Consider the following 21,556-nt stretch of genomic DNA (forward strand, 5'->3'; position numbering starts at 1 on the left):
ACCTAGTTATCATCGCTGGTGCGTCGCTGATACAACTGACTTGACTTCGATCTGCCGCCTCGAGCCTGGTCACAGCCCGTTTCGGTGACCGCCAGCCGCTACTCGTGTGGAGCAAGTTACTCGAGTGATTCGTCGGTCGTGACTACGCATCTCGAGTGTCGCGTTCGGTCGGTTTCGCGGACACTCGCGGTTACACGGTCTGGATTGTGGACCAGTAGTCGTAGTTCTCCTTGGCGTGGATGAGCGGTCGATCGGTCTGATTTTCGATCTCAATAGTATAATGTCCCTCGTATCCGGTGTCTGTGAGTGCCTTATGGATCGCCTCGAAGTCGAGGATCCCGTTCCCCAGATCAGTGAACGATCGAAAGTAGTTGATGACGTTGTCTAGATGGAAGTCGGCCGCAGAGAGGGCGTCCCGGTTCGCTGCGAAATCTTTGACCGGATCGACATCCTTGAGGTGGACGTACGCGATGTCATCCGCGAACTGCTCGATTCCGTCGGTTACATCGCCTGCGGGGAAATTTTCGCTGTAGGGGTAGTAGTGAGCGGTGTCGAAGAGGAGTTCGAGCCCGTCGACGGCGTCGAGGTAGCGTCGAATTTCCCCGGGCTGTTCGATGGCCGTCGCACCGTGGTGATGGACGACTGGCCGCACTCCGGCCTCGACGGCAGTATCGCTGATCCGCGATAGCCATTGCTCGACGGTTAGGTCGTCGTATCGGGCGCGCTGTGGCGGCAGTATCCCAACGAACTCGGCACCAAGGTCGGCGACAGTCGGTATGTCGTCGAGTACTCGCTGGACCGCATCTTCGCTCTCGATCCACTCGCTCATCGCAAGGTAGAGGTCCAGATTATACTCATCAAGCCACCGACCAACTTTTTCGGGGCCGTTTGCGCGAATCTTCTCGAGTCCGATCTCGATACCATCGTACCGGCAGGCGGCGATATCTCCGAAAGCGTCCTCGATGTCCTCGGCATCGTACATAATGGCTGTGTATCCAGTTCCCATGTGGGATTCAAACATGGGACATGGAAAATATCTTCCGGAATCGACGACGTTCCGACTGTGCTGGGCAGTTGGCCAGTCACTGCTGGCCCACTCGTGTTGGATGCTACTGGTATCCTCTCTCCGAGCAGACGGACGGCGGTCTCGAACCTGAGTGGCGATCAAATCGCGCCGAGATAATCGGGGTACCGTTCGTGTTTCGGGCAACACTTCTCAGAGCCCTACTTGACGGGTGCAAGCAGCGGTCCGAAAAGACCAGAACCAGTGCGAGAGACTCCAGAAACGAGCGTGGAGTCAGGAGAACTTTGCGTTGATTTCGATCACATTCGCGGATCGGGTGACCATGTTGGGAAGTTCCTCTCGGTACCGTTCGCCCGTCATCCGACTCGAGGGCCCGGAAATGCTCACCGCCCCAAGTACCTCGTTTTCGCCGGCCATTACTGGTGCCGCGACACATCGAAGTCCCTCGATTTTCTCCTCGTCGTCGAATGCGTACCCGCGCTCGCGAATGGTTTCGAGTTCCTCGAAAAGTTCATCGCGGCTAGTAATCGTCTGCGAGGTGTACTCCGGCAGTCCGTGCCGATCGATTATCCCTTTAACGCGCTCGCGTGGGTAATGGGCGAGAATCACCTTTCCGAGCGAAATACAATGAAGGTACTCCCGTTTTCCGATCGACGAGGCTGTCTGAACGGCCCGCTCGCCGCCGTCCTTGTAGAGGTATACTGCGCGGCCGTGTTCCTCCGTCGCGAACTGAACCAGCTCATCGGATTGCTCGGCTAAGTCGGCCAGCTCGTCGGTTACGACATCATAGATCCCGAGGTGCTTCTTGACGCCCTCGCCAAGCTCGAGGTACCGGAGACTGAGCTGGTAGGCATCACCTTTTTTGACAACGTGTTCCTTCTCGAGCAACGTTGCTAGATGGCAGTGAATTGTTCCTTTTGATCGGCCTAGTTCGTCTGCGATTTCTGTGATCCGAGCGCTATCGTGTTCGTGTAGGTAGTTAATGATTTCAAGCGTGATCCCCACCGCCTGAATCGTTCTCGGCTTTGTCGCCTTTTCCATGTGGGAGTCAAACACGCGGGTCCACTAAATTGTTTGTGTCTGCCAAACGAACCAGTAGCTGCCCTCACCTCATTTTTGCTGAGCATGATACTGGACCAGTTGAGTAGTCAGCGGCCCCATCAAATCAACGTGAACGAGGATAGGGGCCTCTCGAGATAGAACGAGCGTAACGTATTTGTGTTCGTGCCGCAACGAATATCTTGTATGTCCGAGCAACGAGAGCAAGCCGTTTCGCCAGCTGTTCGTAACCGCGTCGATAACTACGTTGGTGGGGAGTGGACGACACCAACCACTGAGACCTCCCAACCGGTGGTCGACCCTGCAACAGGAGATGAACTCGCAACGGTCGAATACTCGACCGCAGAAACCGTCGACGAGGCAGTCCGAACGGCGGACGAGGTGTTCGAGGAATGGCGACAGACGCCCGTCGTCGACCGAGTACAGTATCTTTTTGATCTGAAGGCCGAACTCGAGAACCGACTCGACGAGATTGCGACTGCACTGTCCCGCGAACACGGGAAGACCATCGCAGAGGCCCGCGGCGAGATCCAACGCGGTATCGAGAACGTCGAGGTCGCCTGCGGAATGCCGAACATGATGCGTGAGGGCAGCGGAAACGTCGAAGATGTCGCACCCGGTATGGACGAATACGCTGTTCGCCAGCCTCTCGGCGTCTTCACCGCCATCACGCCCTTTAATTTCCCTGCGATGATCCCGCTGTGGTTCCTTCCATACGCGGTCGCGTCCGGGAACACGTTCATTCTCAAACCCAGCGAGAAGGTCCCGTTGAGCTCCCAGCTCATCTTCGAGGCAGTCGACGCGGTCGGTTTCCCCGATGGAGTCGTTAACCTCGTCAACGGCGGGGCCAACACTGTCAACGCACTGCTCGAGCACGACGACATCGAGGGCGTCTCGTTCGTCGGAAGTTCCCCCGTTGCAAAGCACGTCTACGAGACTGCCGCCGAACACGGCAAGCGCGTCCAGGCACAGGGAGGCGCGAAGAACTACGCCGTTGTTACCGAGCACGCCGCGGTTGACGATGCTGTTCCGAATATCACCGGCTCCGTCTACGGTAACGCCGGCCAGCGCTGTCTCGCCAACGACGTCGTCGTCGGTGTCGGCGATGTCTACGATGAACTCCGCGAACAGTTGATCGAAGCCGCCGAGAACCTTACCGTCGGCGCCGGTGTCGATGAGGATACTGATGTTGGACCCCTGATTACAGGCGACTCGCGCGAACGCGTTATCGACCTGATCGACAACGCGCTCGAGGAGGGAGCTGAACTCGTCCTCGACGGACGTGACTTCGAACACTCGAACGCAGAACTTGACGGCCACTTCCTGGGTCCGACGCTCCTTAAGGGTGTCACGACCGACATGGAGATCGCACAGGAGGAAATCTTCGGGCCGGTGCTGTGTCTCGCCGACGCCGGTGACCTGGATGAGGCGATCGAAATGGTCAACTCGACGGAGTACGGCAACGCGTCTTCGATCTACACCGAATCGGGCAGCGAGGCGCGCCAGTACAAGTACGAGGTCGATGCGGGGAACATCGGCGTCAATGTCGGCGTCTGTGCTCCGATGGGGTTCTTCCACTTCGGCGGGCGGAAAGCGTCGTTCTTCGGCGATTTGCACGCTCAGGGCGAAGATGCGGTCAACTTCTACACTGAGAAAACGGTTCAGATCGAACGGTGGTATAGCTAAGGTTCGAACCTCGCTTCCGACAACCAAGGTCAGTTACCCAGTGAACCCCCGATGGGTCTGTTCTTTTGTGGAAATTCGTCGTGTGGCCTGTTCGAGATACCCTAGTCACGTATTCGTCGTCGAAGCGAATCACTCGCTTTCGATCACCGGAAGCTATAACAGGCATCTCCTCAATCGATTTGATAATGCGACTCGCTCTCAACGGCTGTGACGTAACCACCCCGACGCCGCTTCAGGGCGCCGGCGGTAATCAGAGCGAGTTGCACTGCTCCCGTCGATCGCACGGAGCAAGACCGATGCGAGGCGTCGTATCTCGCCGGTCCGGACATGCGGCCAGTTCATCGCGGGTCTGTTCCGGGGCAAAAACGCGATTCCGAGGACAGCGAAACCAGCCGAACACAGAGACGAAACTACGACACAAACCATGTACGAAGACTTTGCATCAACTCTCGCGGCGACGATGTGGACCGACTTCGACGAAACACCAGAACGGGAGGGACCAACTGCCGAGATAACGGACATCGATTCGTTCGTCATCGACGGTAACTTCCCGTGGACGATCATCACCCTCGAGACCGATCAAGGCGTGACGGGGATCGGCGAGGCTTACCCCTCACCGGGCGTTCACGAGATCGTCACGGACTACCTCCGACCCGTACTCGTCGGTGAGAACCCGCTCGACGTCGAGCGGCTCTACAACCTCATGCGCGAGAGCCTCTCGGGCCGAGGATCGCAGTGGGGCGTCGGGACGATCGCCATCAGCGGTGTCGAGATCGCGCTCTGGGATGCGGCCGGCAAAATACTCGACCAGCCGATCTACCAGCTACTCGGCGGGAAGACCCGCGACGAGGTTCGCGTCTATGCCGATTGCCACGCGGGGGAAGCGATGGTTTCCTCGGCCGAGGAGGGCCAGGAGGAGACGACCTACGAACCCGAGGCGTACGCACGAGCTGCCCGATTGGCGGTTGAAGACGGGTTTGACGCGGTCAAGTTCGATCTCGATGTTCCGTCCGGACGGGACATCGACACGCTCTCGAGACACTTCGATCCCCCGGAGATCGAGCACAAGCGATCCGTCGTCGAGGCCGTCACCGAGGAAGTCGGTGACGACGCTGAGGTCGCGGTTGACCTTCACTGGAACTTCAGTCCCGAAACCGCCGAACGACTTTGCGAAGCTATCGAACCCTACGACCTCGCCTGGGTCGAAGATCCACTCCCGCCCGAGAACACCGATGCGATGCGGGAGCTGAAACGGTCGACTAACGTGACGCTGTTGACCGGTGAGAACCGCTACGGCCGGCACGGGTTCCGCGATCTAATCGAGGAGCAAGCGGTGGACTTCCTCGCCCCCGACGTTCCGAAGACCGGCGGTATCGCGGAGACGAAGAAGATCGCGGACATGGCCGAGGCCTACTATCAGGCGCTGATTCCGCACAATATCGGCAGCCCAGTTGCGACGGTCGCGACCGCCCACGTCGGCGCGACGGTTCCGAACTTCGTCGCCCTGGAGTATCACGCCCGCGAGGTGCCATGGTGGGACGACCTCGTTGCGCGGGACGACCCGCTCATCCAGAACGGACGGCTTACGGTCCCCGACGGGCCGGGACTCGGCATCGAACTCGACTGGGACGTCGTCGACGAACACCGGAAAACACGGTCCTGACACGACTGCGCGGTGCGATTGCTAGATTCTTTTCCCCACCGCTCCTTAACGTCATTCACCGCGGCTCTCCTCGAGATGAAACACGTTCTCACCCGGATCCGGTCGGCAGTCGAGCACAAAACCTAATGCACAGTCCGCCGTACTGTCAGGTGCCGATGGTTAACATCGATTACATGGCGCATCAGGAGCAGTACGACCCATCGACGCTGTTGGACTACGGGGAACACGCGACCGACAGCGGGTACGAAACCGTCTGGACGTCGGATCACTTCCACCCGTGGTTTCATACGGAAGCGGACTCCGGGTTCGCGTGGTCTTGGCTCGGCGCAGCCACCGAACGGCTGGACGGCCCGATTGGGACCTGCGTGACGCCCGCGACGGGCCACTACCATCCCGGGATGATCGCACAGGCGTTCGCCACGCTTCAACACCTCCACGATGATCGGGTACTGCTCGGTCTCTCCACCGGTGAGGCGATGAACGAGACGCCGCTCGGGTTCGACTGGCCCGAGTACCCCGAACGCCGCGACCGGCTTGAGGAAGCCCTCGAAATCATCCGCGCGCTCTGGGGCGACGACGAGTGGGTCAGCGACGATGTCGGTGATAGGATCGACGAGGACGGATTCGTCACCTACGACGGGGAGCGGTTCGAACTCGACGAGGCCAAACTGTACACGATGTCCGAGCGGTCGCCGGAGATTCACATCGCGGCAAACGGGCCAAGCACCGCCCGGCTCGCGGCGCGGTATGCCGATGGGTTCGTCACCGTCAAGAAAGGAGAGGAGTACACCGAGCGGCTCTACCCCGCTATCCGCCGCTACGCCGAAGAGGAGGGCAACGACCCGGACGCGATCGAGACGACGCTGCTCGTGACCGCGTCTTACCACTCCGACTACGAGCAGGCGCTCGAGGCGACGCGCCCGTGGCACGCGACGACCCAGAACGTCTTTGACCGGGCGCTGGCGGACCCGAGAGATATCGAAGCTGAGGGAGAGAAGGCAACCCGCGAGGAAGTAGAAGAGAAGTTTTTGATCGCTGACGATCCGTCGGCCATTGCGAGTCAGCTCGAGGAGTACGCCGAGATGGGCTTCGATCGGATCGCGGTTGCGAACACCAGCCCGGATCCCGAGCAGCTATTCGAGGTGATGAACGACGACGTGATTCCGTCGCTGTGACCAGCGGTCAGGAGAGCCCCTTCGCTGGAGTCAGAAACCTCGCAACCGAGCTGGAGGCAGCTATTCGGCTCAACGTTCGACCCAGTCACCATTCTCGACGGCTGCTAGGTATCAGGTGTTTTCGGTATCGGTGCAGGATCGATGATCCGTATATCAGTGATCCGTGGAACCGACAGCCAAGGGCGAATATTTATGATACACCGTGATAATTCATTGAATATGCCCACGCTTACTGGTGGCGAGATCGTCGCCAAGTATCTAGAAAAGGAGGGCGTAGAGTATCTGGTCGGCATTCCCGGTCACGGAAGCACCAACCTGCTCGACGCGTTCAACGACTCCGATGTCGAGGTTATTCAGCCGCGCCACGAACAGGGCGCGACCCACCTTGCGGACGGGTATGCCCGCGCATCAGGCGATCCGCTCGCGGTCTTCACCTCGATTGGACCCGGAGCGACGAACACCGTTACCGGTGCTGCGACGGCGTACGTCGACTCGATTCCGATGGTCATCTTCACCGGAGCGCCACAGACTCACGAGTACGGACAGGGGATCCTGCAGGAACTCGACCGGCAGAAACCCGGCGACTTCCCGAGCGTGATGGAACCGGTGACAAAACGGAGCTTCGTCGTACGAGACGTCGAACAGCTCCCTCGGACCTTGCGACGCGCGTTTCAGGTTGCCGTCACGGGTCGGCCGGGACCCGTCCACGTTGACATCCCGATGGACGTACAGGGAAGTGCCGCGGATGTCGAGATTCCCGATCCCGAGGAGACGCGCACGCACAGTCGACCGGGCGGCGATCCGGAATCGATCGAAGAGGCGGCGAACCTGCTCGCCGACGCTGATCGCCCCGTGATCGTTCCCGGCGGTGGGTGTATGCTCGGCGAGGCATGGGACGAGGTGCAAGCGCTCGCCGAACACCTGAAAGCACCCGTTATTCCGACGTTCCAGGCGAAGGGGATCATCCCCGAAGACCACGAACTCTTCGTCGGGTACGCAGGCTGGATCGGGTCGTCGGCCGGAAACGAACTTGCGAGCAACGCGGACGTCGTCCTCGGGATCGGCTGTCGATTCTCCGACTTGCACACGTCATCGTTCGAACAGGGGGTCAGCTTCGAGATACCGCCGAGCAAGCTGATCCACGTCGACATCGACAACACGGAGATCGGCAAGAACTACCCCGTCGAGGTCGGCATCCTCGGCGACGCCAAGGTCGTCACCGACCAACTCCACGACGCCGTCTTCGAGCGCGTCGACGAAGTGTCGACCGAGGACAACGAGTACTACGACGAGATCCAGCGCCTGTGGGCCGACTGGCAGGAACAGGTCGAACAGCGCCACACCGACGATGTTCCGATGAGTATCGCCCGCGCACTCGCGAGTCTCCGAGAGGCACTGCCCCGCGAGGGCATGATCGTCTCAAGCGCGGGTCAACCCCAGGAGATCACGAACCCGGAGTTCCCGGTGTACGATCCGCGGACGAACATCTCCTGTGGCGGATTCTCGACGATGGGCTTTGGCGTCTCTGCCGCGATCGGAGCGAAACTCGCCGAACCCGACCGGCCCGTTGTCGACATCGAAGGCGACGGAAGTTTCCTGATGTGCAACCAAGAAGTCGCCTGCGCGGTCGAACACGACATCGATGTCACCTGGGTCGTGGTCAACAACAACGGCTGGAAGTCGATTCGCAATCTGCAAGTCGACAAGTACGGCTGGGACCGGGTTCTCAACACGGAGTTCGACAACGACAGCGATGTCGACTTCGTGAAGATGGCCGACGCGTTCAGCATCGATTTCGCCGAACGCGTCGTTAAACCCGAAAATCTCACGGAAACGATCACGGACGCTATCGAGCACGACGGCCCCGCGTTCGTCGAAGCCGTCGTCGAACCCGACAGCGCCGACTCCGGCGCCATCATCACTGGTGAGTGGGATCTGGCGGATCTCGAAGCGGACGACTAACCGGGCGATCGCTGCCGGATACGCACGAGCGAATCACTCGAGTTTCTGTCCTTGCTAATCGGGGGCATCCTGACTCCGATATTATTATAATAGATGATAGCAAACCACATAGTATGCAATCCCTTGTAGTGGACGCCGAGTGGGACCCCCGTGCGGAATATGACGTTTCGGACGCCGAGCGCGAATCAAAGAAAGCGATGGACGCCTCACAGGTATGGCGAAATCCCGAATTCCGAATGACTGAGCGGGAACGGCCGACACCGGAGGACGACGAAGTGCTCGTCAGAGTGAAGTACGCGGGCATTTGCGGGAGCGATGTCTCCATGCTCGAGACGGACGATGACGGTTACGTCCACTATTCGGCGTACCTCCGTCTCCCGAACGTGACCGGCCACGAGTTCGCAGGTGAGATCGTCGAGACGGGCGATGATACACAACTGTTCGAGGCAGGCGACCTCGTCACTGCGGAGGTTACCGACTACTGTGGGCGCTGTAATATGTGCCGGCAGGGCTTCAACGGCCACTGCGAGAACTTCGAACAGATCGGCTTTACCATTCCAGGCGCGTTCGCAGAGTATGTCGCCGTCCCGGAGAAACTGTGCTGGGATGTCTCAGCGCTTCGCGAAACGTACGAAACGGACGACGAAGCGCTTCGAGCCGCCGCGACGATCGAGCCGAGCACCATCACGTACCACGGACTGTTCGCTCGAGCCGACGGGATCTTGCCCGGGGACTATCACGTCTACCACGGTGCGGGTCCGATCGGGCTGACCGGGATGAACGTCTCTCGGGCCGCCGGCGCGGGTAAGGTGATTGCGTTCGAGCCCTCCGACGAGCGCCGCGAGATCGCAAGAAAGCTCGGCTACGAACACGTTTACAATCCGATCGAACACGATCCGATTGAGACGATCGCCTCGGTTACGGACGGCGAGGGAGCTGATGTTCACGTTGAGACTGCCGGTGCGGTCACGCAGACGTACCCCGCTATCGGGGATACGCTGGCTGAGACCGCAAATGTGGTCCATATCAGCAATGCCGGATCCGACCCTGGAATTGCACTGCGGAAGTACCAGGGCAACAGCGCCCAACTCTATGGGTCGGAGGGACACACCGGTCAGCAGGTCTACCCGCGAGTGATTCGATTGATGGCCGCCGGACAGCTCGATAACCGACCGATGGTCACGTCCACGTTCGATCTCTCCAACGCCGACGAAGCAATTCGGCAGGCTGCCGAGCGCGTCGACGGGAAAGTTCTCATCAAGATGTAGACGCTATTCGAGCGCTATTGGCCGTTTACGTGACGATCTCGTGATGGAGATTGCTGGCCGTATAAATTCAATCGATGTAACAAACGGTTCTTTCTCCACTGTTAGTACAGTGGCCCGGCATTCGTCACCAAACCACACTATTTATTATGTCGCCCGGTAGTGGATTGTGTATGGGCGTAGGATACACGACCATCATGTACGACCCAGCGGAGGTACTGTCTGAAGGCCTCGGTGACTTCGCCGCCTGTCGGTACGACGGCGTCGAGATCGGTCTCGGCAAAGTCGAATACATCGGCGTCGACTCCCTGCAGGAGTCCCTTGAGGAAAACGGCCTCGACATCTACTGTGTCATGGCGGGCTGGCTCAACAACGAGGAAGACGTCGAGGCGGCAGTCGACGGGGCCGCGATCGCGGCCGAACTCGACGCCCGCTTCCTCGGGATCTTGCCCCCGCCGCGGGGCCAGGAGACCGACGAAACGTTCGATGCGTGGCTCGATCGAATCTGTACGGCGGCCGCCGACGCCGGCGTCACGCCCGTCCTCCATCATCACGGTGCCTCACACATCGAGAGTCCCGAAGAAATCGAAGAGTGGCTTGACCGAGCACCCGACAACCTCGAGTTGTTGTACGACACGGCACACTACCAGCCATACGGCGATGTCCTTGACGGCATCCATCGGTTCGCAGATGATATTGCGTACGTTCACCTCAAAGATATCGACCCAACAGTCGACTTCCAGAGTCACGTCGATACCCTTTCCGCGGGGAACATCCAGTACGACAGCCTCTTCGTGTTCCTCACGTCGTTCGTCGATCTCGGAGCAGGCGTCATCGACTTCGAAGCTGTCGACGAAGCGCTCGACGAGATCGGATACGAGGGACAGATTACAATCGAAATCGAGAACGAACGTAACGACAGGCTCGTCCACGCAAAGCGCAACATCGATCACTGGACCGACGCAACCAACGCGTGAGAACAAGTCGGTAATCGGGCGGAATCGCCGCGAGTAGCAATCAACCGCCACTTACCCTTCTGTCGGCGATCACGAGCAGCGCAGCGACGGCAGCAATCGCTCGGAGCACGCTGATAGAATATACTCCAATCGAGGAACTGTCCGGGGTTGGAGATCGGCTGCGCGATCAGGCGTCGGTCTCGACCGCGAGTCGCTGCCCTTGCTCGTCGCTTTGGACGACCGTGTCGACGATTCGCTGTACCGTCAGCGCTTCATCGAAGGAAACGATACCATCGCCCTCGTCCGCAATCGCGCGGAGGAACTCGTAATTTTCGTGAACGACGGTGTGTTCCCAGCCGATCGTGTGGCCAGCCGGCCACCATCGCTCGCCGTACGGATCCTCGTCATCGGTGACGAGGATCCGTTCGTAGCCCCGTCGGTCGGCGTCGTATACCTCGAGTTCGTTGAGCCGCTCGAGATCGAATCGGACTGCGCCCTCGGAGCCGATGATTTCGATCGCATTGGTTGCCTTGTGTCCCGACGCTACGCTCGAGCCTTCGAAGACGCCGACAGCACCGGATTCGAACGACGCCGTTGCGAGGTAGATATCGTCGGTTGTCACCGGTCGCGCGCTTTCGTCGTCGGCCGCAGGCCGTTCGTCTACAAGCGTCGCGAGCCGTCCGCTAACGTCAGTGATCTCCCCGACGAGCCAACGAGCAAGATCGATCGTGTGTGAGCCGACATCGCCGACCTGACCGTAGCCCGCCCGCTCGACGTTGTTACGCCAGACCCACGGATGCTTGGGATCGGCCTGCCAGTCGACGAGGTACTGCCCGCGGACGTGTCGTATCTCGCCGAGCGTGCCCTGCTCGATCAGTTCCTTCGCCAGCCGAAGCGCTGGGACGTATCGGTAGTTGAACGCGCACGCGGCGACAGCGTCGCTCTCCCTTGCTGCTGTTACCATCCGTTCGGCGTTCTCGAGAGAGGCAGCGAGCGGTTTCTCACAGAGGACGTGGACATCCTGCTTGAGGGCTGCGATCGTCGGTTCGGCGTGAAGGTCGTTCGGTCCGAGATTGTAGAGGACGTCCACCTCGTCGACGAGCGTCTCCCAGTCGTCGGTCGTGTGGGTGAACCCGAACCGATCGGCGGCCGCGGCGACGCGTTCCTCGTTGCGCCCGCAGAGGACGTGTCGATCGGTGTCCGGTGCCTCGGGAAAGAACATCGGGAGGCGAGCCAGTGCGTTCGCGTGGGCCTGTCCCATGAAGCCGTAGCCGATGAACCCGACGCGTAGGCTCATCGGAATCGACCTCCGCTGTGTAACGTGGCAGCTGTAATCGATTTCGTCTCAACTCGAGTCCGTACTTCATGCTGTCGTCCGCTCGTTTTAGTCCCAGGGCTATCCCCGAGACGAGTGCTAGACCGCATACTGGACGGATTGATCGCATCGGGCAAATAGATACCGGGATCACTACCCGCTGATGTTGACCGTCGAATCTTCAACCTGAGTTAGGGGCTTCCATCGTAGTACGCGGCATCTCGTGGTAGTCGTTGGCAAGTTATTTGTGGAATGATGAACAACCTTCTCTCGAGATGAAAATCGGAGTTATCGGTGTCGGCGCTATCGCACAGATCATGCACGTTCCGTACCTCGCGGAACTGCCCGAAGCTGACATTCACGCGATCGCAGATCCTGGCGAAAACGTGGTCGAAACGTTCGGTGACCGATACAACGTTTCCCATCGATACACGGAGAGTACGGCGCTGATCGAAGATCAGGCCGAAACGCTCGACGGCGTGGTGATCACCACGCCGATGCACACCCACGCGGAGGTAGCAATCGCTTCTCTCGAGGCGGATTTACACACGTTCGTCGAAAAGCCGGTGGCCGTGACGCCCGCAGACGCACAACGAGTCGTCGATGCATCCGAAGCGTCGGACGCGGTTTGTATGGTCGGTTACATGAAACAGTTCGATCCCGGCTTCCAGCGATTCCAGTCTGCAGTCGACGACGTCTCCGAGGTCAATCTCGTCACGAGTACCGTTATCCCCCCGGACGTCGGCTCGGTCATCGAGGAGAACTACGATATCGTCTACGCCGACCTCGCGGACTCGTTCATCGAGGAGAGCAACGAAGAGCGCCGCCAGCAAGTCGAACAGGCGATTGGAACCGATGACGAGACGCTTTCGCAGGCGTACGATTTCCACCTTGAAAGCATCTGCCACGATATCAATGCGTTGCGGTCCGTGTTCGGATCCGTCGAACAGATCGACCACATCGACATCTTCGACGACTGGAAATTTATCACTGCACAACTCCGGTACGAAGGAGACCGACGATGTCTCTTGAAGGCCGGGACGAGCGATCGGAAGTGCTACGACGAGCGCATTCACGTTGACGCCCCCGAGGGATCGGCATCAATCGAGTTCTCAAATGCGTTCATCAAGAACACCCCGTCGGATGTCCGCGCTAAACTCGGCACGGAAGAGACGACGGAGACACAGTATACTCCCTCGTCGGACGAACCGTTCAAACGGGAACTCCAACACTTCCTCGAGTGTATCGAGGGATCGGCTGAGCCCCGGACGCCACCAGCAGAATCGAAGCGAGATGTCGAACTCATTGCCGACCTTATCCGAACGTACGACAAGGAGGGCGAGGCGAGTAGCGTCAGCCGCTAGTTACGGGCCGTTTCGACGCAACTGAACGACGGTGCACCTACCCGAATCGCCGAAAAACCGCCGGAAAGAACATGTCGTCTTACAGTGCTACCATTGTGGGTTCGATCACTACCACTCCATCCAAGCAGGGTCCTCACAGCGGAGTCGGCGATCGATGTTGTCGATTCGTTCGATATCCTCGTCGTCCAATTCAAGTTCAAGCGCCTTGCGGTTGTTCCGAATGTGTTCGGGCGTCTTCGACCGGGGAATCGGAACGACGTCATCCTTCGAGAGGAGCCAGGTCAGACTAACTGTGGCCTCGTTCACGTCGTGTTTGTCGGCGATCGACGAAATTTCAGGGGTATCGAACACTTCGCCCTGCGCGATCGGGGAGTAAGCGACGAAGTACGCGTCACGGTCTCGGACGGCCGCACGGAGTTCCTCCTGTGGTAAGAACGGGTGCATCTCGGCCTGGACCGCATACGGTGACGGTTCGAGGAGTTCGTCGGCAAGTTCTAGATCCGAGGGTGTATAGTTGCTCACGCCGACGCGCTCGACCTGTCCCGAATTGACGAGTTCGTTGAAGACGGGTAATACGGTCTCGATGTCGTCCTGGCCGCGGGGCCAATGGTGGTAGAGCAGATCGATCGTCTCGATCCCGAGTCGAGAGAGACTTTCCTCGACGCCATTTCGAATATAGTCCGGCGTCTTCTCCGGTTCCTCGAAATGGGCGATCTTCGTGGCGACGAACAGGTCGTCGCGATCGACGTTGGCACGGGCGATAGCCTCGCCGACCTCCGCTTCGTTTCCGTAGAGACGGGCCGTATCGAGGTGACGGTACCCCGATTCGATCGCCGTCACGAGGGCGTCGATCCCGTCCTCGTCAGTGAGACTGTACGTCCCGAATCCGAGCCTGTAGTCGCTTTTCTCAAGCATGCCCGAAACAAGGCTCGAGCGGCCCTTATATTTTCTCGTTCGAAGGTTGCTTGAGGTCAAACTCAACTCTATTCTGGGTATTGGGCCAGTGCCTGACGATAGTGATTACCTATCATAACCCAGTGAGCAGTTTTCACGATGCCGTTGAGCGACCAGAAGACAGCGTTTGCAAGACGAAAACGACATTCTCTCCCTCGTATCGAATTCTGCGAATAAATTCCGGCTTCTATGAACGAGTGCTCATGAAAACGGCTGTTACTCCAATCCAGTGACTCTATCTGTGTTTGATCATTACGAACTACCGGACGAGGGGATAATCTCAACAGTCGGTCAAACGTTGAAGTGTTTCCGGCCGAACGAAATGAAGTAGCGCCTTCCGAAAGAATTTACACCCATACATGTGTAATTGTATGGGTGTGATCGTTCCGAGATGAATCACCCAGCAAAGTTGGCGCATTTGGACGTTTGTAAGACGCAAACGAGGTCCCTCAGTCCCTCTCGTCCGGTGGCATGGAGTGGCAGCTGTTTCAGCGGTAAATATCCCCGTTCACCCGCTAGAAATCAGTACAATACTGCTGATTGCCAGGGCCGTCGCTACGAAACGAGCTCGAAGATGTGACTCCTCGAGGAAGATCGCTCCCAGAATTACAGCGACGATCGCTTGTCCATTGACGACCGGAGAAACAATACTTGCAGGCAGTCGCTGAAAGGCGAGCAAGACGACATGGTTCCCGGACGCGATGATAAGTGCCGTCACGACGAAATAGGGCAAATCGCGCCACCAGTTGTTCGGCCAGCGAGCACGGATAGCCAGTGGCCCGATCAGTACAGCGATGCCGAGAAACATCAACGGCAGATATGTTGTTGGTGCGACGGCCATCTCCTGCATTAGCACGCGTTTGCCCACATCAACGACCGCGAACGTAGCGGCCGACAACAACGCCAACTGGGCCGGCCGCGATTGAGTAGCCCGCTTGAGTGGAGCACGGAGCGTAGTCCCCTGCCAATTAGCGACGTAGATCGCAATCGTCGCGATGACCACGCCGCCGACTTGGAGTACGGAGAGTCGCTGACTCAGGAGTCCCACTTCGAGTGGCAGTACGAACACTGGAATGATTTTACTGATCGGCGAAACGTACGAGATCTCGCCGAGTCGAATTGCACGGAACAGAAAGACCATAGCGAGCGCTGTCAATACAGTTATCGCGAAAATCGAACCAAGGACGTTTAGTCGGTTCGAGACAGAGAGGAAGGGCGCATCACTGGCGATAACGACTGGAATATAGAGTAGCATCGAAAGCGTATATGTAATCGACAGGAACGCTGACGACGGGTAGTCAGCGAACCATTGCTTCATCACGAACAATGACGTTCCGTAGAGGAGCGCAGCCAGACTGGCGAATGCAATTCCAAGATTCACACTCCTTTTTGAGTCGGTCGGATGCAAGAAACATTCGCTTTGAATTCACGAGATGCCTGAGCGGTTGTGACGATCTGACCGGGCAAGTGCCCGTATTGGAGTTTCAGTGCCGAAATAGACGACGAGTATCATTCTCTGTACGCCCAACGATCGCTTTTCGAAACCGCCTTCTCGTCACTCAAGCGCACGCTCGTCACTGCCGTGCGAGCGCGTGCTGGGCTCCGAGAATTCCGTGAAATTGTTCTCAAATGCATCGTCTACAACGTCAAGCGAGCCATGAAACCATAGAGTCAACCGTCATGTGGCGATTCAACAGAATCGAGTAGATCAATCCAATTGCAAATAGGATGTAACGGCGGAGAGGATTGTTTCCATATAGAAGCCAGACATTCAGTCGAAAAATAGTTAGCGGTCAATACGCAACTGAGTGAGCATGTATTTCACGTTAAAACACATCCAAAGCAGAAGCATGAGAAGTCGTGCTTATTTTGTAATATTCTACCAGACGGCGAAGACTTGGAGCCATGATTCTGAGGTTGATGGGCTGACGTGACTGAAACAGTTTGAGAAGAAATAGGTTAATTATTCTATCTACCTAAATATATGTTCAATAGTATTCCGATTTCGATGGTTTTCATATCGAAATCGGGGTCCACGTCGACGGAGTGCTGTCTGGAAATGTTGTGCTCCATCAACGAGAAACACAGCGTCTTCGATATCATGTTTCTCGGTTAGTTTTTGTGAAAAGAGTTCAGTCAATGTGGCCGTAGTCGATGAAAACAGCCGCATATGGTGATTTTGTTTGTTTCAGGATTGACTGCAGCGTACAGCTAATACTGTTGGTTGTCAATCCGAATCACGTTGCGATCGACGAAACCGTGATTCGGATTCGCGTCCGTTGCTGGCTGTAGATTAACTTTCTGTACCCAATCGTGAACAGCCTTCCGTGATCACTCGACGCTGAACTTCTCGAGTTATTAATTAGTATTTGAAAGTGATAATTCAGCAAGATGGGGTCGAATACTCAACTCCATTAGCTGGGCGGTGTCCACCCTCACTCCACAAAACTCAAAATAATCTGGTCGCTACTTGAAGGTCGTCAACTGCTTATTCGATAGGACGTCCGAGCCATCTCGTTGGCAATGATCTGATATCCTTCATCGACTCCCATTCCGGGCTTCGCCAGTATCTGTTCCGGTTGCGTTGCGAGCGCTACTTGTGCACAGACCCGAGCAGAGACATCTGTTTCCGCGCAGCTTCCGCCTAAGTATGCACGCGTATCGGTGTTTTCGCAGTATTGGACAGCATTGATACTTGCAGTGATTTCACCGAGATCGGGCGTCTTTATCTGGACAACATCGACGGCGCCGGAATCGACAAAAGCGGTGACGTCGTCGTAGGTATTACAAAACTCGTCGGCGATGATATCTACGGGCACCGAACACTCGGTTAGGGCGTCTCGGAGTGCTCCGAGCACGTGAATCTGCTCGTCGCGTGATCCTGCCTCTATCGGGCTCTCTATTTGAAGTGAATACGGCGATGCGGCGTCGTCGAGAGCTGCGAAGTAGTCTATCACCTCGTCACGATCGTACGGAGGTGCAAAGATTTCGCCAACCGTCCCGTAGATATCTACGTGAAACGTCGGGTCGTACCCTGGAGAACCGAGTTCGGTCACTCGATCGCTAAGCCAATCCAGATATTCAAGGAGCCGTTCTCCCTCTCGACCGATCTTATCTACCGAGTTAAACAGCCCGTGGGGAAGAACGGGACCCTCTTTGAGAATCATCTTTTCGGCGTTTCGACGGCGGTCACTGCCGCTTTGACAGAAGATTGGAACCGGTTGGGGCGAACGGTCGATATCGTATTCGTCAGTGATTACCTCCGTCATCGTCTGTGCAGAAGCCGTCGCTGCGGCATCGAGTAGCGCCTGGGAGACCCCGTATCGGACTGCCGTGTGTAACTCTTCCGTGTCAGCAATGTCGCTCAGGATCTCGACGTTGGTCGTAAACGCACTGGCATCTCGACCGACGAGGGCCTCCGAAATAGTTGTCTCGATCTCGTCTAGGTGGTCCTCCGCAGTAAAAAACGCGTCGCGGCCACCGAATCCAGAGTATTGGACCGCTGTACAATCACCGATACCGGTTCGACCGTTTTCAAGTTCGATTATTACACTCGTTGCTTCGGCCGGTTGACGGACATCGGTAAACCCTGAGGTAATTGCTTCTCCTTTGTACAGAAATCCATCTCGATCTGCGTTCGCCACGATAGCTTTCTTATCGTCGAAGTAGTACCCACCTGTCGTTACCACTGCAGTTACGTTAGCTATCTCTGTCATTTGTCGTCCATGCCAGTATTTATTGAGGGGTCATATATAAATTCCTATTATAGAACAATCGTTGATTTTGAGCTGCGCCCAATTTGATGGCGAATTTCATTCTATTATACATAGAACGATTTCTAACGCGGCTCTTTGTTGGGCTGGCGAGAAGGAGCATCATTTACACACATATGAGCGTAATATATGTGGTGAATCGAAGCGGTGGTACGAGGTGGGTAAATTGGCCGTGTTCCAATTCAGCGACTCGGATGCGGTGAGGAAGACGGTCAGTCTTCCAAAGGAGAAGGAGATGGATCTGGTGAATCGCTATAGGACGTTGGGTTCGGCTGGTGAGCGTGCGTTGTAACCGCCCTCGACAAGGGCCAATCGAGGTTGTTGCGAAGATAGCTACCGCTGAGAACGAGCACAAGAAGATTTCGCCACGATCCTCCGAGTCTTAACCCCAATCCGAACGCCGTCTAGTGATTCACCAGAGCCAAGGAGATAAAAATCAAAAGGCACGGGTTCCAAGATCCGTACTGAGCAAGGGAGGAGTGCCCTACTATTAATGTCACCAATGAATGGTTGCTACGCTGAATAACGAAAATTCTATGATACATGGATTTATAAGACTTGGAGAGAAAGAGACAGTATGATCGAAAGTCAACTTTTGACGACGACCGAAACATCGTTAGCGGTGATCGAGGCGATTCAGGAACTCGACGGGGAGACGCCGGCCGAACTCGCGGCGACGCTCGAGCTATCCGAGAGCACCGTCTACAAACACCTCTATACCCTCGCGAAACACGGTTACGTCGCCTCCGACGGCGACGAATACCGACTCGGGGCGCGGTTCTATCACATCGGGATGTACGTCCGGAACCGCAGCAAAGTATTCGAACTGGCGGGCAAGTATGTCATTGAACTCGCCGAGCAGTCAAACGAGGAATCCGATTTCGGGATCGAGGAGAACGGTCGTATCGTGACGCTGTTTGATTCGGTCGGTAGCTCCGCTAAGCCGAGTTCTCGGCTCAACAACTACGAGTACATGCATACGACAGCCATCGGGAAGGCGATCCTCGCTCGATTGCCAGAGTCACGCGTCAACGAGATTGCCGACCGATGGGGTCTCCCGGGACTCACCGAAGAGACAATCACGTCTCGGGCGGAACTTGACACCGAACTCGAGCGCACTCGAGAACGGGGCTATGCAATCAATGATCAGGAATCGATTCCGGGCAAACGCGTCGCCGGCGTCGTCGCTGAGGGTCCCAATGGGACCGTCATCGGCGGGTTCACTATCTCCGGTCCGGAGTACCGGATCGAAGACGCCGACCTCCACCAGGAATTTCCCGACATTCTGCAGCGAGTTGTGCCGGATTTCGAGACGGAACTGGTCTCACAGGGGCTCCTGTAGTCGTTTTCGAGATCGACGAAAGAACCGATAACCGACCGATTGTGGCCGCGATACTCTCAAATCGAAATGCTGTACGCATCTATTTTCCAGCTATATCTGTTGGATATCCCGTAGAGAACGCCACTGCGTGCCCATCTGATCGCTTCCTGATCCTCATTCAAAAGATTAAAATAGTGTAACTCTCACATTGGGTGTGTATGTCATACGAATCCCTCCCGGTTGCAGCACTCGCACTGGCACCACCGGTTCTCGCGATCGTACTCGCGATGTATACGCGGCAGGTGCTCGTGTCGTTGTTCGCCGGGGTATGGATTGGTGCGTTGATGATCGCCGATTGGAATCCGATCGCGGCGACGGCGCTGTCGATGGACTGGATCGTGGAAGTCGTTAGATCGCCGTTCGACACCAAGTTCCTGATCCTGATCATGTTCATGGGCGCTGGTGCCGCGTTCATTTACAAATCAGGTGGAATCATCGCGCTCCAGAACTGGATCGGTCATCGGGTAAATACGGCACGAGACTCGCAAATCCTAACGTGGCTCATTGGGATTTTCATTTTCTTCGACTCGTATACGAGCACCATCGTGACCGGGAACGCGACTCGCGAGCTATCTCAGGAAAACAACACCTCTCGAGAGATGCACGCCTACGTGCTGGACTCGACGACCTCGCCGGTTACGACCTTCGGACCCGTATCGAACTGGATCGGGTATCAGGTATCGATGATCATCGTTGGGTTCGAAGCCGCCCAGTTCACCGCTGAAGAAGTCGGTCTCACCGCATTCGGGCTATTCTTGCAGAGCATTCCGTGGAATATCTACTGTTTCCTAGCGTTCTTCATGGTTGGGTTCATTTCGATCACACAGCGGTTCTACGGTCCGATGCTGAACGCTGAGTGGCGTTCGCGCAAAGAAAAAAAGACTCACCGGGACGACGCGACGCCGCTCTCGGACATCACGACCGACGTCGGTGAACCGAGCGAGAAGAACCCGACGCTGATCAATTTCTTCGCGCCGATTCTGTCGCTGCTGATAGTCGGACTCATCTCGATGTGGTGGCTCGGTGGAGGCCACCAGTCCGGCGTCGATATCGCGACTGCGTTCCAGGAAACCGATGTCGCACTCGGTCTCCTATACGGTTCGTTCGCGTTCATGGCCGTCGGCATGCTCGGTTCCGTCGGGTTCGGAACCATGGACATCGAAGAAGCGAGCGATACCGTAATTAGCGGGTTCAAGACGATGATGATCGCGGCCGCGATCATCGTCCTCGCCTGGAGTATCGGCCACGCGGCTGAACAGGTCGGGACGGCCCAGTACATCGTCGACGTGATGGTCGGCAGCGGTGTTCCCGGATCGTTCCTGCCGCTTCTCATCTTCGTTGCGGCAATGTTCATTGCGCTCACGACCGGGACGTCGTGGGGGACCATGGCGATCCTGACGCCGCTCGCGATTCCGCTCGGCTACGAACTGTCCGGACTGTCGATCCTGCCGGTCCTCATGGGCGTCCTGTTCGGTGGAGCGATCTGGGGCGATCACGTCTCACCGATCAGTGATACGACTGTCATGTCCTCAATCTTCGCCGGTTCGGACCACATCGATCACGTGACGACGCAGATTCCGTTCGCGATGACCGCAGCCGGTGTGACGGTACTGATGTTGCTCCTGTACGCGGTCGGTGTGACGTCGCCACTGGTGTTGCTCCCGCTCTCAGTCGTCCTCACCGCGGGTGCCGTCATCGTGCTGAACAAGTTCGATGCTCGCCGCAAGAACTTGCCCGAAGTCATGCCGACTACCGAGGCCATCGACAACGGTGAAATCGACGTCGATGCGATCGAAAACGGAAGCGAAACCGACACAACGCGGATCAACGGCCGGTACAAATTCGTCGAATCGATCCCGCTGACCGCAGTCGGGATCGTTATCGCGTATCTCTGTCTGGTATTCGGGTTCATGACCCTCGGCTTCTAGCGGGAGGATAGGTACTTCTGTTCAGCGTTTTTGACGAAGAGAGAAGCAAAG

15 protein-coding genes and 2 pseudogenes are annotated in these 21,556 nt (G+C 57.1%); 10 read left to right on the forward strand and 7 right to left on the reverse strand.

Features of this window, described 5'->3' with window-relative positions; all coding sequences use genetic code 11:
- Positions 1 to 190 precede the first annotated feature (190 nt).
- Together HALLA_RS17045 and HALLA_RS17050 are read right to left on the reverse strand one after the other, a co-directional pair.
- A complete protein-coding gene (locus tag HALLA_RS17045; protein WP_049954705.1) occupies positions 191 to 1,006 on the reverse strand; it encodes a sugar phosphate isomerase/epimerase family protein in 816 nt (271 codons plus the stop codon).
- Between the two features lie 291 nt (positions 1,007 to 1,297).
- Complete coding sequence (locus tag HALLA_RS17050; RefSeq protein WP_049954706.1) at positions 1,298 to 2,065, reverse strand: IclR family transcriptional regulator; 768 nt, start codon at positions 2,063 to 2,065, stop codon at positions 1,298 to 1,300.
- A 204-nt stretch (positions 2,066 to 2,269) separates the two neighbouring features.
- Between HALLA_RS17050 and HALLA_RS17055 the strand changes: the two genes are divergently transcribed.
- The 6 genes from HALLA_RS17055 (at position 2,270) to HALLA_RS17080 (ending at position 10,811) form a co-directional block, all read left to right on the forward strand.
- Complete coding sequence (locus HALLA_RS17055) at positions 2,270 to 3,769, forward strand: CoA-acylating methylmalonate-semialdehyde dehydrogenase (RefSeq protein WP_049954707.1); 1,500 nt, start codon at positions 2,270 to 2,272, stop codon at positions 3,767 to 3,769.
- A 424-nt stretch (positions 3,770 to 4,193) separates the two neighbouring features.
- Complete coding sequence (locus tag HALLA_RS17060; RefSeq protein ID WP_049954708.1) at positions 4,194 to 5,432, forward strand: mandelate racemase/muconate lactonizing enzyme family protein; 1,239 nt, start codon at positions 4,194 to 4,196, stop codon at positions 5,430 to 5,432.
- Between the two features lie 125 nt (positions 5,433 to 5,557).
- A complete protein-coding gene (locus HALLA_RS17065) occupies positions 5,558 to 6,607 on the forward strand; it encodes an LLM class flavin-dependent oxidoreductase (RefSeq protein WP_242406247.1) in 1,050 nt (349 codons plus the stop codon).
- A gap of 219 nt (positions 6,608 to 6,826) precedes the next feature.
- Complete coding sequence (locus HALLA_RS17070; RefSeq protein ID WP_049954709.1) at positions 6,827 to 8,569, forward strand: thiamine pyrophosphate-binding protein; 1,743 nt, start codon at positions 6,827 to 6,829, stop codon at positions 8,567 to 8,569.
- A gap of 113 nt (positions 8,570 to 8,682) precedes the next feature.
- Complete coding sequence (gene iolM / locus HALLA_RS17075; protein WP_049954710.1) at positions 8,683 to 9,837, forward strand: scyllo-inosose 3-dehydrogenase; 1,155 nt, start codon at positions 8,683 to 8,685, stop codon at positions 9,835 to 9,837.
- Positions 9,838 to 10,007: 170 nt separating this feature from the next.
- Entirely contained in the window at positions 10,008 to 10,811 is an 804-nt protein-coding gene (locus tag HALLA_RS17080; RefSeq protein ID WP_049954711.1) for a sugar phosphate isomerase/epimerase family protein, read from the forward strand.
- A gap of 166 nt (positions 10,812 to 10,977) precedes the next feature.
- Here HALLA_RS17080 and HALLA_RS17085 read toward each other — a convergent pair whose 3' ends face one another.
- On the reverse strand, positions 10,978 to 12,087 hold the full coding sequence (locus tag HALLA_RS17085; protein WP_049954712.1) for a Gfo/Idh/MocA family protein: 1,110 nt from the start codon (positions 12,085 to 12,087) through the stop codon (positions 10,978 to 10,980).
- Positions 12,088 to 12,380: 293 nt separating this feature from the next.
- Here HALLA_RS17085 and HALLA_RS17090 point away from each other — a divergent pair, with 293 nt between their 5' ends.
- The gene (locus tag HALLA_RS17090) at positions 12,381 to 13,469 is read left to right on the forward strand and encodes a Gfo/Idh/MocA family protein (protein ID WP_049954713.1); all 1,089 of its coding nucleotides are present in this window, start codon (positions 12,381 to 12,383) and stop codon (positions 13,467 to 13,469) included.
- Positions 13,470 to 13,577: 108 nt separating this feature from the next.
- Here HALLA_RS17090 and HALLA_RS17095 read toward each other — a convergent pair whose 3' ends face one another.
- Together HALLA_RS17095 and HALLA_RS17100 are read right to left on the reverse strand one after the other, a co-directional pair.
- On the reverse strand, positions 13,578 to 14,384 hold the full coding sequence (locus HALLA_RS17095; protein ID WP_049954714.1) for an aldo/keto reductase: 807 nt from the start codon (positions 14,382 to 14,384) through the stop codon (positions 13,578 to 13,580).
- A 547-nt stretch (positions 14,385 to 14,931) separates the two neighbouring features.
- Positions 14,932 to 15,804: a DMT family transporter gene (locus HALLA_RS17100; protein WP_049954715.1), complete on the reverse strand. Its 873-nt coding sequence runs from the start codon at positions 15,802 to 15,804 to the stop codon at positions 14,932 to 14,934.
- Positions 15,805 to 15,936: 132 nt separating this feature from the next.
- Here HALLA_RS17100 and HALLA_RS21470 point away from each other — a divergent pair.
- Positions 15,937 to 16,092, forward strand: a pseudogene (locus tag HALLA_RS21470) (IS5/IS1182 family transposase); the annotation flags it as partial.
- 210 nt (positions 16,093 to 16,302) lie between these two features.
- Here the strand turns inward: HALLA_RS21470 and HALLA_RS20210 are convergent.
- A pseudogene (locus HALLA_RS20210) lies at positions 16,303 to 16,882 on the reverse strand (IS6 family transposase).
- A gap of 21 nt (positions 16,883 to 16,903) precedes the next feature.
- Complete coding sequence (locus tag HALLA_RS17105; protein ID WP_049954716.1) at positions 16,904 to 18,139, reverse strand: methylaspartate ammonia-lyase; 1,236 nt, start codon at positions 18,137 to 18,139, stop codon at positions 16,904 to 16,906.
- Between the two features lie 634 nt (positions 18,140 to 18,773).
- Here HALLA_RS17105 and HALLA_RS17110 point away from each other — a divergent pair.
- Complete coding sequence (locus tag HALLA_RS17110) at positions 18,774 to 19,538, forward strand: IclR family transcriptional regulator (RefSeq protein WP_049954717.1); 765 nt, start codon at positions 18,774 to 18,776, stop codon at positions 19,536 to 19,538.
- 197 nt (positions 19,539 to 19,735) lie between these two features.
- Positions 19,736 to 21,505 carry a Na+/H+ antiporter NhaC family protein gene (locus tag HALLA_RS17115; protein ID WP_174887914.1) on the forward strand — a complete coding sequence of 590 codons (1,770 nt, stop codon included), beginning with the start codon at positions 19,736 to 19,738 and terminating at the stop codon, positions 21,503 to 21,505.
- Positions 21,506 to 21,556 lie beyond the last annotated feature (51 nt).

The organism is Halostagnicola larsenii XH-48 (genome assembly GCF_000517625.1).
In the GTDB taxonomy this organism is placed as follows: Archaea; Halobacteriota; Halobacteria; order Halobacteriales; family Natrialbaceae; genus Halostagnicola; species Halostagnicola larsenii.

What these genes read in the sequence shown, in the direction of transcription:
- iolM (WP_049954710.1), top strand. Translation starts at nt 8,683, where the DNA reads ATGCAATCCCTTGTAGTGGACGCCGAGTGGGACCCCCGTGCGGAATAT.
- HALLA_RS17085 (WP_049954712.1), bottom strand. Translation starts at nt 12,087, where the DNA reads ATGAGCCTACGCGTCGGGTTCATCGGCTACGGCTTCATGGGACAGGCC.
- HALLA_RS17065 (WP_242406247.1), top strand. Translation starts at nt 5,558, where the DNA reads ATGCACAGTCCGCCGTACTGTCAGGTGCCGATGGTTAACATCGATTAC.
- HALLA_RS17095 (WP_049954714.1), bottom strand. Translation starts at nt 14,384, where the DNA reads ATGCTTGAGAAAAGCGACTACAGGCTCGGATTCGGGACGTACAGTCTC.
- HALLA_RS17050 (WP_049954706.1), bottom strand. Translation starts at nt 2,065, where the DNA reads ATGGAAAAGGCGACAAAGCCGAGAACGATTCAGGCGGTGGGGATCACG.
- HALLA_RS17070 (WP_049954709.1), top strand. Translation starts at nt 6,827, where the DNA reads ATGCCCACGCTTACTGGTGGCGAGATCGTCGCCAAGTATCTAGAAAAG.
- HALLA_RS17045 (WP_049954705.1), bottom strand. Translation starts at nt 1,006, where the DNA reads ATGGGAACTGGATACACAGCCATTATGTACGATGCCGAGGACATCGAG.
- HALLA_RS17060 (WP_049954708.1), top strand. Translation starts at nt 4,194, where the DNA reads ATGTACGAAGACTTTGCATCAACTCTCGCGGCGACGATGTGGACCGAC.
- HALLA_RS17090 (WP_049954713.1), top strand. Translation starts at nt 12,381, where the DNA reads ATGAAAATCGGAGTTATCGGTGTCGGCGCTATCGCACAGATCATGCAC.
- HALLA_RS17115 (WP_174887914.1), top strand. Translation starts at nt 19,736, where the DNA reads ATGTCATACGAATCCCTCCCGGTTGCAGCACTCGCACTGGCACCACCG.
- HALLA_RS17105 (WP_049954716.1), bottom strand. Translation starts at nt 18,139, where the DNA reads ATGACAGAGATAGCTAACGTAACTGCAGTGGTAACGACAGGTGGGTAC.
- HALLA_RS17080 (WP_049954711.1), top strand. Translation starts at nt 10,008, where the DNA reads ATGGGCGTAGGATACACGACCATCATGTACGACCCAGCGGAGGTACTG.
- HALLA_RS17055 (WP_049954707.1), top strand. Translation starts at nt 2,270, where the DNA reads ATGTCCGAGCAACGAGAGCAAGCCGTTTCGCCAGCTGTTCGTAACCGC.
- HALLA_RS17110 (WP_049954717.1), top strand. Translation starts at nt 18,774, where the DNA reads ATGATCGAAAGTCAACTTTTGACGACGACCGAAACATCGTTAGCGGTG.